The 14,156-nt window shown below is 40.6% G+C and carries 13 protein-coding genes; 4 read left to right on the top strand and 9 right to left on the bottom strand.

Annotated elements, in window-relative coordinates:
- Positions 1-125 precede the first annotated feature (125 nt).
- Positions 126-1,319 (top strand): aminotransferase-like domain-containing protein, encoded by a 1,194-nt coding sequence (locus tag FZC76_RS12955; RefSeq protein ID WP_148988604.1) that lies wholly within the window; start codon positions 126-128, stop codon positions 1,317-1,319.
- Positions 1,320-1,581: 262 nt separating this feature from the next.
- Here the strand turns inward: FZC76_RS12955 and FZC76_RS12950 are convergent, their stop codons facing one another.
- The 3 genes from FZC76_RS12950 to FZC76_RS23475 all read right to left on the bottom strand — a co-directional run bounded on the left by FZC76_RS12950 (position 1,582) and on the right by FZC76_RS23475 (position 3,273).
- Positions 1,582-2,112, bottom strand: a complete 531-nt coding sequence (locus FZC76_RS12950) for a DinB family protein (protein WP_148988603.1) — start codon at positions 2,110-2,112, stop codon at positions 1,582-1,584.
- Position 2,113: 1 nt separating this feature from the next.
- A complete protein-coding gene (locus tag FZC76_RS12945) occupies positions 2,114-2,923 on the bottom strand; it encodes an endonuclease/exonuclease/phosphatase family protein (protein ID WP_148988602.1) in 810 nt (269 codons plus the stop codon).
- Positions 2,924-3,063: 140 nt separating this feature from the next.
- On the bottom strand, positions 3,064-3,273 hold the full coding sequence (locus tag FZC76_RS23475; RefSeq protein WP_148988601.1) for a hypothetical protein: 210 nt from the start codon (positions 3,271-3,273) through the stop codon (positions 3,064-3,066).
- Between the two features lie 160 nt (positions 3,274-3,433).
- Between FZC76_RS23475 and FZC76_RS12935 the strand changes: the two genes are divergently transcribed.
- On the top strand, positions 3,434-5,218 hold the full coding sequence (locus FZC76_RS12935; RefSeq protein ID WP_148988600.1) for a sulfatase-like hydrolase/transferase: 1,785 nt from the start codon (positions 3,434-3,436) through the stop codon (positions 5,216-5,218).
- Between the two features lie 55 nt (positions 5,219-5,273).
- Here the strand turns inward: FZC76_RS12935 and FZC76_RS12930 are convergent, their stop codons facing one another.
- Both FZC76_RS12930 and FZC76_RS12925 read right to left on the bottom strand, forming a co-directional pair.
- Positions 5,274-5,909, bottom strand: coding sequence for a LysE family translocator (locus FZC76_RS12930; protein WP_148988599.1), 636 nt, complete (start codon positions 5,907-5,909; stop codon positions 5,274-5,276).
- Between the two features lie 132 nt (positions 5,910-6,041).
- Entirely contained in the window at positions 6,042-7,262 is a 1,221-nt protein-coding gene (locus FZC76_RS12925; RefSeq protein ID WP_148988598.1) for a helix-turn-helix domain-containing protein, read from the bottom strand.
- Between the two features lie 124 nt (positions 7,263-7,386).
- Here FZC76_RS12925 and FZC76_RS12920 point away from each other — a divergent pair, with 124 nt between their 5' ends.
- Positions 7,387-8,697 carry an MFS transporter gene (locus FZC76_RS12920; RefSeq protein WP_148988597.1) on the top strand — a complete coding sequence of 437 codons (1,311 nt, stop codon included), beginning with the start codon at positions 7,387-7,389 and terminating at the stop codon, positions 8,695-8,697.
- Between the two features lie 1,108 nt (positions 8,698-9,805).
- Here the strand turns inward: FZC76_RS12920 and FZC76_RS12915 are convergent.
- The 4 genes from FZC76_RS12915 to FZC76_RS12900 form a co-directional block, all read right to left on the bottom strand.
- Entirely contained in the window at positions 9,806-10,462 is a 657-nt protein-coding gene (locus FZC76_RS12915) for a class F sortase (protein ID WP_148988596.1), read from the bottom strand.
- 70 nt (positions 10,463-10,532) lie between these two features.
- On the bottom strand, positions 10,533-11,891 hold the full coding sequence (locus FZC76_RS12910) for a copper amine oxidase (protein WP_148988595.1): 1,359 nt from the start codon (positions 11,889-11,891) through the stop codon (positions 10,533-10,535).
- 126 nt (positions 11,892-12,017) lie between these two features.
- Complete coding sequence (locus FZC76_RS12905) at positions 12,018-12,428, bottom strand: DUF4279 domain-containing protein (protein ID WP_148988594.1); 411 nt, start codon at positions 12,426-12,428, stop codon at positions 12,018-12,020.
- Positions 12,429-12,605: 177 nt separating this feature from the next.
- Positions 12,606-13,151: a hypothetical protein gene (locus FZC76_RS12900; protein ID WP_148988593.1), complete on the bottom strand. Its 546-nt coding sequence runs from the start codon at positions 13,149-13,151 to the stop codon at positions 12,606-12,608.
- Positions 13,152-13,452: 301 nt separating this feature from the next.
- Between FZC76_RS12900 and FZC76_RS12895 the strand changes: the two genes are divergently transcribed.
- Positions 13,453-14,148 carry a response regulator transcription factor gene (locus FZC76_RS12895; RefSeq protein WP_222928510.1) on the top strand — a complete coding sequence of 232 codons (696 nt, stop codon included), beginning with the start codon at positions 13,453-13,455 and terminating at the stop codon, positions 14,146-14,148.
- Positions 14,149-14,156: the final 8 nt, after the last annotated feature.

Below are 14,156 nucleotides of genomic sequence, written 5' to 3'. Positions count from 1 at the left end.
CAATATGAGCGGGAAAAATTATGGTATCATTCTTACTAATCGAATAGGATTTGCTCTATTGTTTGCCAACTAAGTGTAGGTTTAAAATAGAAGGAACTCATATATTAGAAAGGTGTCTGGTATGAATGAACAAGGAATCCTTTTTTCCAAAAAACATCAAAGCAGCCTTACAAAATAATCCGCCCGGCGAATGGTTCCCATCCGTACCCGCTAACGCCATTCGTTTGCATTCCGGATATCCGGCACCTCACCTTGTTCCGAGTAAAGAATTAAAAAAAGCAGTAGCTCAATTGCTCGAAGAAGAAAACGACCTTCCACTTCATTACATAGGAAGTCCAAGAATTGATAAGTTGAAAGAATGGGTGAGGATAAGGCAGGAAGAGCGTGGTATGCCCGCAAAGGATGACGAGCTATTAATTACATCCGGTGCATGCCAGGCGATCGATTTGATTGCACGTATTTTTCTGGATGAAGAAGCTGTCGTGATAGTCGAGTCACCAACATACATGGAGGCGCTCGAGATTTTTCATAACTACACAGATAGGATAATAACAGTTCCGATTGATAAGGACGGACTCCAAACAGAACTATTAGCGGAGATGCTTGCGGAGAGAAAGCAAAAAGGGATGACGAAACCAACCTTGTTATACACTATACCAACGTTTCACAACCCAACTGGGACAACAATGTCCAATGAGCGGAGACGTCATGTTATAGATCTTGCAGAGGAATACGACTTCCTGGTATTAGAAGACGATGCATATGGTGAACTAGGTTTTACTAATAAACCTAAGACAATCAAGTCCATGGATACAGAAGACAGGGTTCTCTATGTCGGGTCTTTGTCAAAAGTGGTGGCCCCTGGGATGAGAATTGGGTGGGTACATGCTACAGAAAGATTCATCCAAGCTTTGTTCTGGTTTAAAAAAGATTTGGAGCATCCTTTCTCACAAGCGACCATGGCCACACTTTTGGAGAATACAGATTTTACATCGCGTTTGCAGACTTTAAGTAAGACCTATCAGAAAAAATGCCGTGTTATGCTGACAGCCCTTGAAAAGTACCTACCAGAAAATACGTCATGGTTTGTACCAGAAGGCGGTTATTTTGTATGGGTGAAGATTCCGGAAGTAGATACAGAGAAACTCCTATCAAAAGCAACCGATGGCGGGGTATCTTTTCTTCCAGGCAAATACTTTTTCCTCGACCAGACAAAAGGGGCCGAATATCTCCGTCTGTCATTCAGTTATGAGAGTGAGGAGAATATTGAGATAGGTATTCAGAGATTAGGAGATGTCGTTACATCCTTGTCTAGATAAATTAAAGGGACGGCTCTATTGCTATGGAAGCGATAGAGCCGTCCTTTATTTATAAAAAAACCTAAGGTTGAAAAGAATGAAGACAATACTACAGGATAAATCCATGCAAAAATGTCTTCATAACGGGGATGAAGACACTTTCAACCTGTAATTCGTCGCGAAAATGTCTTCATGGTAGAGATGAAGACATTTTCAACAAGAAAAACACTCCAAAAAGGTCTTCAGAGCAAAGTACAAGCTGTTATTAACAGATTATAACTCTCTATTTGTCTTCCAAATTTCGAATCTCCCTCAACAACTGAAAAATCTGTCCCCGATGGTGTGCTTCATGCTCAGTAAGGTGGTAAATTACCCACTCAGGAGTTACATCATATTCCTCAAACACCCTAGCCCTGTGCCAATCTTCTAAACTTAAAGAACGAAAATGGGAAAGCAAGGTCTCTCTCACTTTTTTTAAACGGTGAAGATGCGTTTCAATAGTGTCTCCATCTATATGTACCAGTTTCCCGTCAGGCCATCCATCCAATGGGAAAAGTTCTTCTATTTCTGAGTCCCACGCGTCTTTTTCCATTACTTCCCCAAATAGCCAACCAGCTTCTACATAAGCAATATGGTACAACAAAGATCCGATGGAATGTCTAGATTCTATTTTTCTATCAAGCTCACTTTGCCTGATTCCTATTATTTTCTTAGTAAGGTTGCGGCGTACATCTTCTAAACACCATAGAGCACGGCCAATTTCTTGTTCGTAGCCTGATAAAGATGTGATCTGTAATATTGTTTTGGTGGTCATGTTAATCCACTCCTTGTTTATTTAATTTGCTGAGCTTAACCGTTGCCAAAACCGGATAATGATCGGACGGATACCCACCATCAAAACTGTCTCTGATAATGGTGGCTGTAAGAAACTCTACCCCGTTAGCACCAAAAATGTAATCAATCGGCCTGCCTTTTATTCCGCCCTCATAAGCATGAAAAGTAAGGCTGTTTTCCATTTCTACTTCAGTAAAACAAGAATAGCAGCTATTCATGGATGATACTTCCGCTAATGCCTCACTCTCAGGTACATCATTAAAATCCCCGGTTAAAATAACAGGTAAACTATGCGCGTTATCTTTACTACGAATCACGTCAAGAACTAGTTTCAATCCTTCCTTCCTTGCAAGTTTCCCCATATGATCAAGATGCGTATTGAAAAAGCGTAAAGCGGGTTCTGTATTATCCTTTGGAACAAGCTCCACCCAAGAACAAATTCTTTCGCAGTGTGCATCCCAGCCCATACTTCCGATATTATTTGGAGTTTCTGATAGCATAAAGGATCCTTTTGAATCTATAGTAAAACTGGACTTTTTAACAAATACAGCACTGAATTCTCCAACCTCTGTGGAGACGGTGCGATTGACTGCGTATACTTCATAGGACTCTTTGAATCTATCTGTTAGCCATTCGAGCATGGGAATGGTTGCTTCCTGTGTTCCAATAATGTCAGGGGTGTAGGTATTAATAGTTTCTGCAATCCAATGTTTACGGTCATCCCAGGAAAAAGGATCGGTCGGTACAATAACTCGGAGATTAAAGGACATGACGGTATATGTAGGAAACATAGCTCATTCCTCCTTAAAAGTATTCGATAACAACTATTTCGATAAAACCGTTAGAGTTCCTGCCACCGAAAGGTTTTATAAACATATAGAAGACAAAACAAAAAAGTGCCAAACTCAATTGGCACTTTTAACAGTATCTATTAACGTGAAGCCTTTGGTGGCTGACACACGTCACATTTGCGTTGGTTGTTATTCTTAAATTTTGTAAAAGTCTTTTCAAAGTTGCTGCCACAAGCACATTTAAACAGTAACTTCTGAGAGAATCCGTGGTATTCAGTCGATAACAGTTTACTATCTGAATTCTTTTCCACAAATTCATTTATTTTACCTATAGTCCATCGTTTATTCATTTCCTAACACCTCACATCTGGTCCTATTATAACACTGTAGTGGGGAAAAGAGATAGGCAATTCGAACGGCAAAGGGTCAAGGTCCTGTCCCAGAAATAAGCTAATAACACTGCGCATATAGTTAAGAAGAGACATAAAGAACAGTAAAGGTGGGACAACGATGGCTAAAGAACCACGGACAATCAAGAAACCAAACTTTCTTATCCTTATGGTAGATCAGCAGCGTTACCCAAGCATATATGAAAACGAAGAACTTAGAAAATGGCAACGGGAAAACTTGCAAACTCAAGAGGTCTTAAAGAAGAACGGCTTTGAGTTTACTAAACACTATGTCGGAAGCACTGCCTGCTCTCCAAGCAGAACTACTTTATATACTGGGCAATATCCATCCCTTCATGGGGTGACACAAACGAGTGGTGCAGCGAAAACCTCGTTTGACCCTGATATGTTTTGGCTTGATCCTAATACTGTTCCGACGATGGGCGAATATTTCCGGGCAGCAGGTTACAAAACCTATTGGAAGGGAAAATGGCATGCCTCGGAGGAGGATATTCTCATACCAGGAACCAAAAACTCTCTGCCAAGCTATACCTCTACAGGCAGACCGGACAAGAGCAATGTAGAAAAATACCTTGCTTCAAACCGCCTTGATGGTTACGGATTTGATGGTTGGGTGGGACCGGAACCGCACGGCTCATCTCCTAGGAATTCAGCTAGCTCAGCAGCCATTGGATTGAGCGGAAGGGACGTCATCTATGCACAGGAAACAGTAGAACTCCTTCAGTCGTTAGAACAGGATTGCGATAGAGATTCCCCTCCATGGTTTGTCATGTGCTCGCTTGTCAACCCGCATGACATTGCTATCTATGGTATTTACACAGAACTAAGTCCATTGTTCAATTTTGAAGTTGATCCATCCGTGCCTTTCATTCCGCCACCGCCGACTGCCAATGAATCTTTAAGTACCAAACCATCCGCCCAAGAAAGCTACAAGGAAATCTATCCAAAGGCACTCCAGCCAATCAGGGATAACGTTTCATACAGGCAGCTCTATTATTCCTTGCAAAAGAAAGCAGACCAAGAGATGGGGAGGGTTTTTAGGACCTTACAAGATTCCACTTCTTACGAAAATACTATTGTCATTTTTCTGTCTGATCACGGAGAACTGCTTGGTGCACATGGAGGCCTTTATCAGAAATGGTATAACACTTATGAGGAATCTATCCATGTGCCATTGATTATCCATAGTCCAAAACTCTTTTCTGGAAAAGAAACCACTGATATGTTAACAAGCCATGTTGATGTATTGCCGACCTTGTTAGGACTCGCAGACATTGACGTAGAAGTGATTCAAAAAAAACTCAAACGTGATCACACAGAAGTTCACCCTTTAGTTGGTCGTGACCTAACACCGCTGCTCAAGGGGAAAAACAAATTTTATCGTGCCGATGAACCACTTTATTTTATGAGTGATGACGATGTCACCCAAGGTCTCAATCAAGTGTCTGCAACCGGGGAACCCTATCACTCTGTCATTCAACCAAACCACACCGAAGCTATTATCACGAAACTCTCCACAGGTGAGAATGGGACAAAAGAAATATGGAAACTTACACGTTATTACGACAACCCACAATTTTGGAGTGATCCGGGAGTCGAGAACGTCACAACTACTCAAGTCTCACAAACATCCACCGGTGACCATGTTGATTGTGCATTATGTATCACTACTACTAAAACGAGACCAGTCCCAGACCAATATGAATTATATAACTTGACTAGTGATCCCTTTGAAGAAACCAATCTTGCTTATCCATCCAATCGAACACCTGAGACAATAGCGATCCAGAAACTCCTGATGGTTGGCCTCGAGGAACAGTGTAAGCAAAAGAGGTTGGAGCCATCAAGCGGGGAAGTACCTGGAATGCCTTCATGTAAAAACTAAAAAAAGCCAAACGGCCTAATCACATAGGTTGTTTGGCTTATTATTATTTTGACTTTTAATACTGTGAGCCCTTCTCCAATGCCAACTTCACCCCAAAACCAATCAACACGATACCTGTAATCGATTCAATCACTGTAGTTGTCCGTGGCCTTTTCATGAATGCACTAATTTGATCAACTAGATAGATATAAAGGGCAAACCAAATGGCTGTCAGGATGGCGTAGGTAACTCCCATCAGAAGGAATGGTCCAATTGTGTTCGTTCCTGGGTCAACGAATTGCGGCAGGAAGGTCAGGAAGAAGACCGCAACTTTTGGATTAAGCATATTAGTTAGGAAGCCTTGTTTAAAGTGGGATTGATTTTTAAATTTATTAGCAACATTGCTGTCCATTGGAATTTCCGTTTTCTTGTGGCGAAGTGCCCAGATTGTTTTAACCCCTAAATAGACAAGATAAACAGCACCAACATATTTGAAGACAGAGAACAGAAATGCAGATTTAACTATGATGGCAGATAGACCAACTACGGCTGCAATGGTATGAATGAGGATGGCGCAAAAGGTACCTGAAACGGTTTTGAATCCGCCCATTCTGCCGGCAGATAAAGTGTTTTTCGTGGCGATCGCAGTGTCCGGACCAGGCAGAATGATAAGTAAGATACTCATTAAGACAAATAGAAAAAAGTTCTCCATTGTGAAAACCCCATTCTTCGTGAAATTTATTAAGATTTATTCTAACAGGTATCAGAAAATTTTAAAGAGTATTTTTTGAGGTTTTAGGGGACAAGCACGGCGATCCCTAGTGGGGCGTCGTGCCTGTCTCTGTTACCCATTCACTTGCTTTAACACTTTCATACTGAAATCTTTTATTTTTGAATCTAGGAGGGGCTCGAAGTTTTCGACGGCTTTTTGTGCAGCAGTCAAGGCTTCCTCTGTCCTACCAAGCTCCATCAAAATGAGAGCCTGGTAGGATTCTTTTAGATAGAAATTGGAAAGGTCAATCGGGTGGTGGATGTCGGGAATAACCACCTTATTAATACATCGGAGTGCCTCCTCAAACCTGCCAAGATAGTAGAGTGCTTTTGCTTTTTCTAGATTGAACCACGGTGTATAAAAATCCATTAATTCCCCAGACGAGAGGCATTCTTCAACTTTTTCAAGTGCTTTTGTATATTCTTGCCTATCCGAAATCAATTCAATTATTTCAAACAGTTCACAAAAGTAGATGGAGGAAATATGGTCAGCGAATTCTCCGTATTGCTTCAACTTCAACAGGTAGTAATCCTTTTCTTTTTTATTTCCTTCCATTAATGCATGTGCAGCTGCAAGGCGATATAGGTCATCAATCAGGTAGAAAATGCGTTTTTCCTTGGAATAGGCAAGGGCTTTTTCCATAGTTTCGATGGCCGCCTTTGAGTTCCCTACTGCATATAACAAGATTGCTTCACTGTAATCAAGGTCCAGTCGGGCCATTGGTTCAATGTATGCATGTTTTGCTTCAATTTCATTCCGTTCGGCCATTAAGATTTTGAGCGCTGCATGATAATTGTGTTCAAAAAAAGCGATATTGGAACGAAAAATTCCAATAGCAGTCCGATTAGAAGAGATATTCATTTGGTCGAACATATCAGCGGCTATATCTAGAAGGCTTTCCCAACCTGGCTTTTTCTCGATTTGAAGCGCGTAGCTGTAAATCTCCATCAACCTTGCACTTTCATACCCATTGGAAAGTTTGCCGATGTGGGGCTGAATTAGTTCAATCAGCTGCCTATATTTATCTGGAAATTCTTGGTTTCTGAATGGGATGTTAAATATCTTTTCGGCGCGTTCCAAAGTTTCGCGCAATTCCTCAGAACTAACCTCTCCCAATAGTTCTACCGTTTCCACCCCAAGCTGACGGGCAATATATGTAAGACTTTCCATAGAAGGGTTGGCTTTATTATTTTCTATTAGACTGAGCATTCCTTTTGTCAGCTCTGTCCCAGCCAGTCCTTCCAAAGTCATTTTCTTTTGTTTTCTTAATTTTCGTATCCGATCTCCGAGCATATAGGTGTGCACTCCTAGAAAAAATATTTTGTTTAATTATATTAAACTTTTCCTTGAATTGGAATACCTTGATATGGTACGATTTGTTTAATTAAATTAAACTTTTTAAAACGGGGTGCTTTTTATGGAAGAAAGCTTAAAATTGAAAAGAGCGACATATCATTTGTACACCTTTATGATTAGTAAGTTAATCTCCACTTTTGGATCGCAGGTATATGCATTTGCCATCAGCTTCTATATATTGCAGCTAACTGGATCTGCAACTAGCTTTGCGACAAATCTTCTTTGTAATTTTCTCCCACGAACGCTTGCAGGACCATTTGCCGGAGCCATCACGGATCGGTATTCTAGAAAAAAGATTGTTATTTTCTCACAAATAGCCACAACTCTTGCTATCATAGGCCTACTCATCTACACCCTTACATCAGGACTCTCCCTCATAGCGATTTACACAACAACTAGTATCCTTTCTTTGACTTCTATGTTCTCTGGTATAGCATTTACTTCATCCATTACAGGTTTAATTGATCAGGCTCGAATTCAAAAAGCAATGGCGATGAATCAGATGGCCATTTCCTTTGCGGCTATTGGAAGCCCGGCTGTTGGTGGACTATTATATGGAACAGTACCGATTCCGGTTTTTCTTGTTATTTTTATTGTTGCTTCCGTAATTGCCGTGATTTTAGAAGCTACGATGAACTTCCGCCTGTTCTCTGCTGAAAAGATTAATGTAGAAGAGGGGGAGAAGAAGGAGTCCATGTGGCAAAGCATGAAAGCAGGTTTAAGCTATTTGCGATTCCAAAAAACCATCATGGTCATGCTTTGGATTAGTTTGCTCATTAATTTCCTTTTTGGAGCTTATGAGGTGGGGTATTCGTACATCTTGATTGAAAATTTAAAAATTAAATCGCAACATTTCGGTTTTACGCAAGGAGCATTTTCGCTTGGCATGCTATTAATGTCGATATATTTTTCAGCTAGAAAAGAAGTGAAATTTCCGGTACTAGTCTCCAAGAGAGGGATTATTGGTCTTGGTGCAGTAATGGGGTCTATCTCCCTACCACTCTTATGGCCGATGAGTTATTGGATGATGTTCACTTATTATATGCTTCTTATGTTTAGCTTCGGGTCGCTCATTATTATTGTCAATACGCCATTGCAAGTAATGCTTCAAAAAACCATTGACGATGAGTTCAAAGGTCGAGTGTTCTCTATAATCGAAACGATGGCGATGGCGCTTATTCCACTCGGCATGGTGATTTATGGCGTGTTGTATGATATCTTTCCTGGAGAGTTGATCTTGCTCTTGTCAGCGGGGATGCTTATCGTTATCACACTTATCATGGCAAGACCGTCTGTTATACGAAAAGTGCATCCGGAAATAGGCGAGAAGAAGGGGCGCCGTGTTGTAGAGGCTGGGAGTGTGGCTCGGTAAAGTAAGAGATTATGAAGACTTCAGTTAGCGAGAATCGAAGTTAGAGAGGTCCTCATAGAAGGTATGAGGACCTCTGTTGGTGAGAATCGAGGTTAGAGAGGTCCTTATAGGCGCTATGTAGACTTCAGTTAGCGAGAATCGAAGTTAGAGAGGTCTTCATAGATGGTATGAGGACCTCTGTTGGCAAGAAATGAGGTCAGAGAGGTCTTGATAGGCGCGATGAAGACCTCAGTTGGCAAGAAATGAAGTCAGAGAGGTCTTGATAGAAGGTATGAGGACCTCTGTTGGCAAGAAATGAGGTCAGAGAGGTCCTGATAGGCGCGATGAAGACCTCTGTTGGCAAGAATCGAAGTTAGAGAGGTCCTGATAGGCGCGATGAAGACCTCAGTTAGCAAGAAATGAGGTCAGAGAGGTCCTGATAGGCGCGATGAAGACCTCAGTTAGCAAGAATCGAAGTTAGAGAGGTCCTGATAGGCGCGATGAAGACCTCAGTTAGCAAGAATCGAAGTTAGAGAGGTCCTCATAGAAGGTATGAGGACCTCTGTTGGCAAGAAATGAGGTCAGAGAGGTCCTGATAAGCAGTATGAAGACCTCAGTTAGCAAGAATCGAAGTTAGAGAGGTCTTCATAGATGGGATGAGGACCTCTGTTGGCAAGAAATGAGGTCAGAGAGGTCTTGATAGGCGCGATGAAGACCTCTGTTGGTAAGAAATGAAGTCAGAGAGGTCTTGATAAGCAGTATGAAGACCTCAGTTAGCAAGAATCGAAGTCAGAGAGGTCCTCATAGATGGTATGAGGACCTCAGTTGGCAAGAAATGAGGTCAGAGAGGTCCTGATAGGCGCGATGAAGACCTCAGTTAGCAAGAATCGAAGTTAGAGAGGTCTTCATAGATGGTATGAGCACCTCTGTTGGCAAGAAATGAGGTCAGAGAGGTCCTGATAAGCAGTATGAAGACCTCAGTTAGCAAGAATTAAGGTCAGTGAGGTCCTGACAAACGGAATGAACTGCCCAGTGAACGTCTTAACTAAGCTCATATTCACCTTTCCCACCTACCAACAAACAAAAAGAGGCCTTCATCATCAATCTACACGAAGACCTCACTCTATTCTCACTTCTTCAAACTACTATACACAACCAACCGGTCGGAATAATTTCTGCTTTCTCGATTAAACGTCCCTGTGCAGGTAATCAGGTTTAAATTGCTCTGAAACGAGTAATCAAAAATTGCTTCAACAGGAGACTTGTCCTCAGGATAAGTCTCTATTCTGTCTACAACATAAGTCAGCGATTCACCTGCTTCATTTGAAACAACAATCTCATCACCTGCTTCAAGATTCTTTAGGTCAAAAAACACAGCAGGACCGTTACGGCTGTCGACATGTCCGGAGATGACGGAGTTTCCGCGCTCTCCTGGCATGGGACCTTCATTGTACCAGCCAACCGTTTCAAAAGATTCGGGTACTCCCATTTGACCGTTTTCAATGACGCCTACTTGTTCCACAAGTGCATCGACTCCGATGGAGGGGATTTCGATTCGGTGGGGTTCGATGCTGATGGATTCGTCTTTAATAACTTTCCCGTTTTCATTCGTGTTTTGGGTACGGGTGGGGATGGGAGTTTTTTTGTTGGTAGGGGCTGCTGTTTCACTGGACGCGATTGCTTCGGTTGGAGTTTTTTCCATTTCAGTAGTCTGATTTTCAGTTGTCCCCGAACTACATCCGACCAGTAAAAGAAGCATGAATGATAAAGCGGTTAGTAGTCTCATAGTTATACTCCTTTTAGAAAATGATAGTAGGAAAGAGAGGGAAAAGCCCCTCTCTTCTTAGTTAAAACTATTATTCTTGTGTAGCTTTTCTTCTATATGCAATGATTTGCGTTAAAACAATCGCGGAGATCAGACCGGCAACAGTCCATGCAATAGCAGCGTTCATTCCATTGTCCGCTGCACCACCCATACCTGCTGCAGGCATGTCAGTTGGCATGTCTTTTTCAAAGTTCTCTGGGAATTGATCAACAATAGCACCAGACATCATTTCGCCTACACCGAACATGTGGGCATAAGACTCACGGATTGTGTTATAAGTAGTTTCATAGTCAGCTTCATTGTAGCTGTTGAAAGCAAGAAGTAGCTCATCAACGTGCATTTGCAAGCCTTTTTCAAGGTCTGCGGCTTTTAGGCGCCCTTCTGTAGCTGTATCAAGAAATGCTGCTTGCTCTACTTTGTACTCTTCCAGTTCAGCAATTGCTGCTTCACGACCTTCTTCATTTTCTTCACCAGTCGCAACGACATAATCTACGAAATAACCGATATGGCTACTCCAAATCTCTTCAAAAGCTGCTCCGCCTTCCTCACCGTAAACGGATGCTACGGCAGCAGAAAGGTCCGCTGTGTTAGCGTTTAATGCACCTGCTGCATTTTCAAAGTCACCAGCTCCATCAATTCCTTTTTGCATAGCAAGTACTGCTAATGCTGCGTGCTCAGCGAAAAGGTGGTTTAAGTCAGCACGTAAGTCTGCTGCTGGTGTGTCGACACTAGTATTCTCAAACTTGTCCGGGAATTGGTCTGTGATCGCCCAAGATAACCCTTTTCCAGGTGCATACATGTGCTCAATGGCATGACGCATGTTTTCGTATGCTTTTTCAAAGTCACCAGCGACATAGTTATCAAATGCCCATACTAGTTGCTCCACATGCATTTTCAAACCAGCTTCAAGTTCACTTGCCTTTAAGCGACTTTCTGTTGCAGTGTCAAGGAACGCTGCTTGTTCTACTGTATATTCATCTAATTCGGCTAACGCCTGTTGTCTGCCTTCTTCATTGTCTTCCGCTGTTGCGGTTACATAATCGACGAAGTAACCAATGTGGCTGCTCCAAATTTCTTTGAATGCTGCTCCGCCTTCTTCTCCGTAAACGGAAGCGACAGCTGCGGATAAGTCATCTGTGTTTGCATTTAATGCGCTAGCTGCTTGATCGAAGTCTTCTGCTCCGTCAATGCCCTTTTGCATGGCTACGACTGCCAAGAAAGCATGCTCTGATAATAATGCATCCAAGGAAGCTCTTAAATCCGATGCCGGGGTGGATACGGATGTTTCCATTCCGTGGTTATGACCTTCATGTGCACTTGCTACTTGAAAAGTCGGTACTAATAATCCTACGCTAAGTGGTACGGCTACGATTGCTTTTTTCCAGTTCATGTTCTAAGCACTCCTTTTTAGTTGGTTTCACTTACCTAACGGAGCGGATCAGAAACTGGATCACTTTTTTTAAAAAAATATTTGAAGGATTTATATTCAAGCGTTTCTTTATTGGCTTCAAAGTTGTTATCTATAATCATATATGGAAACGTTCATAGAAGCATCAAGTTCACTTAAGAGAGTCAAATGATTAGGATCTAAGAAAATTACTGGTGAATCGCTTGAATCTTGATTTACAATAAGATCAAAATAAAGAGTGGCATTATATTGATTTTTTAGTTCCAAAATACCTTCTTTCTTGGAATAAAGATAATGAAAGAATGATGAAATTATTTCTTTTCCATCATGGTCTTTTGATGTCTCAGATTTAATTACTGCTGTACTGTCAAGGCGAGCTGAATCTTGATAATTCGGGTGTTGCAGATCTCCAATTGACCATGAAGTTTTTCTGTACAGTTGAATTTTGCTTTCAAAAATGCTCAAATCGAACTTTTCTTTATTACTATGAAAAGTTAGTGTGCAGTATATATTGTTCATTTTCCTTACACTCCTTGAATAATTTACTTCATAAGTTGGAATTTTTCGTTTAGCACCTTGATTTTCAAAAAGCCAAAGTCTCCCTGTATCCTTATCTTTATAAACATTAAAATGCGAAACGGGTGTTCCTTTTGGTACATAATCAGCTTTAAATTCATGAACATCTCCAACTATCTTCTATAATTCTTTATCACTCATTTTTACTGTGTTTTTCGGAATTTTCTTTAACGCATCATCTACATTTAGTTTCTTTAACTTTGCTGCGTGTTTCCCAATTTTTGCAACTAAAATTAGAACAGGTATCCACCAGGCAGAAGCACTTATTTCTGTTTCACTAATATTGAAAGTTTCATTGGTAGCTTTATTTGTTAATAACCAATTATCACCTTCCATTTCGATTGTATAACTTTCTTCTTGAATTTGACCATTTTCATCTACCCACATTCCATTCAAAATGCCATGATTTCGGGAGTAATCTAATTCTATTTTCGCTTTTGCGCTCGTATCTGTATCCACTTCTATCAAAATCTCTTGGAAGTTGGCTTCAGTGTCATAGATATTATAGGATATGTCTGTGTTATCATATTGTTTTTCTAACAGGTCATCACTATTTAAATAGTTGTTTTCCATTTCAGTAGCTTTTACAGTCTTGGATGGAACTGTGGCAACAATAATAGCGAAAATAATCAATGCAACTAAACTTTTAAAATATTTTCTTTTCATGGTTATCAGTCTTCTATTCGTTTTTTATTAAACCTACTCCAAACTTGGCGTCTTTTCCCTTTTTACCTAAATCAATTGTTAGTTTTTCTAAACTTTTTAATAGATTTTCATTTGAATTCGGAATAAGGTCTGCCTGTATTAGAGCTATAATTTTTTCGTTACATTAGCAGTAGCAAACAGATCTTAATTTATAAAAGTAAACACATCCTTAACCCAACCTTAAATAAACCTTAAAAGTAAATTTTGTGGAGCGTTTTCATGATAAAATATGGGGATATTGACTAGATCAAGGAGTACACATATGCGAAAGATGATATATATTGCAGAAGATGATAAAGAAATAAACCAATTGCTTAGTCTTCATTTATGGAAAGAAGGTTATCAGGTAGATCAATCATATAGTGGAGAGGAGGTATTGGAGAAGTTGGAGGAAAGGGTCCCGGCCCTACTTTTATTAGATCTTATGATGCCTGGTGTGGACGGCTTGCAGGTTATACAAAGGGTGAGGGAGCATTCAAGAATTCCTATCATGTTGCTAACAGCTAGAGGAACAGATGACGATAAAGTTAAGGGATTCGGCTTGGGAGCGGATGATTATATGGTAAAGCCATTCAGCATGCTTGAACTGATATCAAGGGTGAAAGCTTTACTTCGTAGATGTACAGATTATGAAAAAGTTAAGGAAGAAACGATTATTCGAAATGGTGATTTGGAGTTTCATACAGAAAATCAGATTATTACTAAAAACGGATTAGTCCTTCCATTAAAGCCGAAAGAAACTCAGCTGCTTTCCATCTTTATGAGAAACCAGAATCGTCTTTACACAAAAGCCCAGTTATATGAGTTGGTGTGGAACTCAGATTACCTTGGAGACAGTAATACTATCATGGTCCATATTAGTAGAATCAGAGAACAGATTGAACAAAATCCTAAATCACCGACTTATATTAAAACAATCAAGGGGTTAGGATATCGTATGGTACGACATGAAAATTAGGAAACTAC

Source organism: Sutcliffiella horikoshii, assembly GCF_008180725.1.
Taxonomy (GTDB): domain Bacteria; phylum Bacillota; class Bacilli; order Bacillales; family Bacillaceae_I; genus Sutcliffiella_A; species Sutcliffiella_A horikoshii_B.
This window is presented reverse-complemented; position numbering and strand designations above follow the sequence as displayed.

Excerpts from the sequence above, each read along its gene's own strand:
- FZC76_RS12955 (WP_148988604.1), top strand. The coding sequence starts at position 126 with ATGAACAAGGAATCCTTTTTTCCAAAAAACATCAAAGCAGCCTTACAA.
- FZC76_RS12945 (WP_148988602.1), bottom strand. The coding sequence starts at position 2,923 with ATGTTTCCTACATATACCGTCATGTCCTTTAATCTCCGAGTTATTGTA.
- FZC76_RS12910 (WP_148988595.1), bottom strand. The coding sequence starts at position 11,891 with ATGAACTGGAAAAAAGCAATCGTAGCCGTACCACTTAGCGTAGGATTA.
- FZC76_RS12950 (WP_148988603.1), bottom strand. The coding sequence starts at position 2,112 with ATGACCACCAAAACAATATTACAGATCACATCTTTATCAGGCTACGAA.
- FZC76_RS12905 (WP_148988594.1), bottom strand. The coding sequence starts at position 12,428 with ATGAACAATATATACTGCACACTAACTTTTCATAGTAATAAAGAAAAG.
- FZC76_RS12920 (WP_148988597.1), top strand. The coding sequence starts at position 7,387 with ATGGAAGAAAGCTTAAAATTGAAAAGAGCGACATATCATTTGTACACC.
- FZC76_RS12895 (WP_222928510.1), top strand. The coding sequence starts at position 13,453 with ATGCGAAAGATGATATATATTGCAGAAGATGATAAAGAAATAAACCAA.
- FZC76_RS12915 (WP_148988596.1), bottom strand. The coding sequence starts at position 10,462 with ATGAGACTACTAACCGCTTTATCATTCATGCTTCTTTTACTGGTCGGA.
- FZC76_RS12935 (WP_148988600.1), top strand. The coding sequence starts at position 3,434 with ATGGCTAAAGAACCACGGACAATCAAGAAACCAAACTTTCTTATCCTT.
- FZC76_RS12900 (WP_148988593.1), bottom strand. The coding sequence starts at position 13,151 with ATGAAAAGAAAATATTTTAAAAGTTTAGTTGCATTGATTATTTTCGCT.
- FZC76_RS12925 (WP_148988598.1), bottom strand. The coding sequence starts at position 7,262 with ATGCTCGGAGATCGGATACGAAAATTAAGAAAACAAAAGAAAATGACT.
- FZC76_RS23475 (WP_148988601.1), bottom strand. The coding sequence starts at position 3,273 with ATGAATAAACGATGGACTATAGGTAAAATAAATGAATTTGTGGAAAAG.
- FZC76_RS12930 (WP_148988599.1), bottom strand. The coding sequence starts at position 5,909 with ATGGAGAACTTTTTTCTATTTGTCTTAATGAGTATCTTACTTATCATT.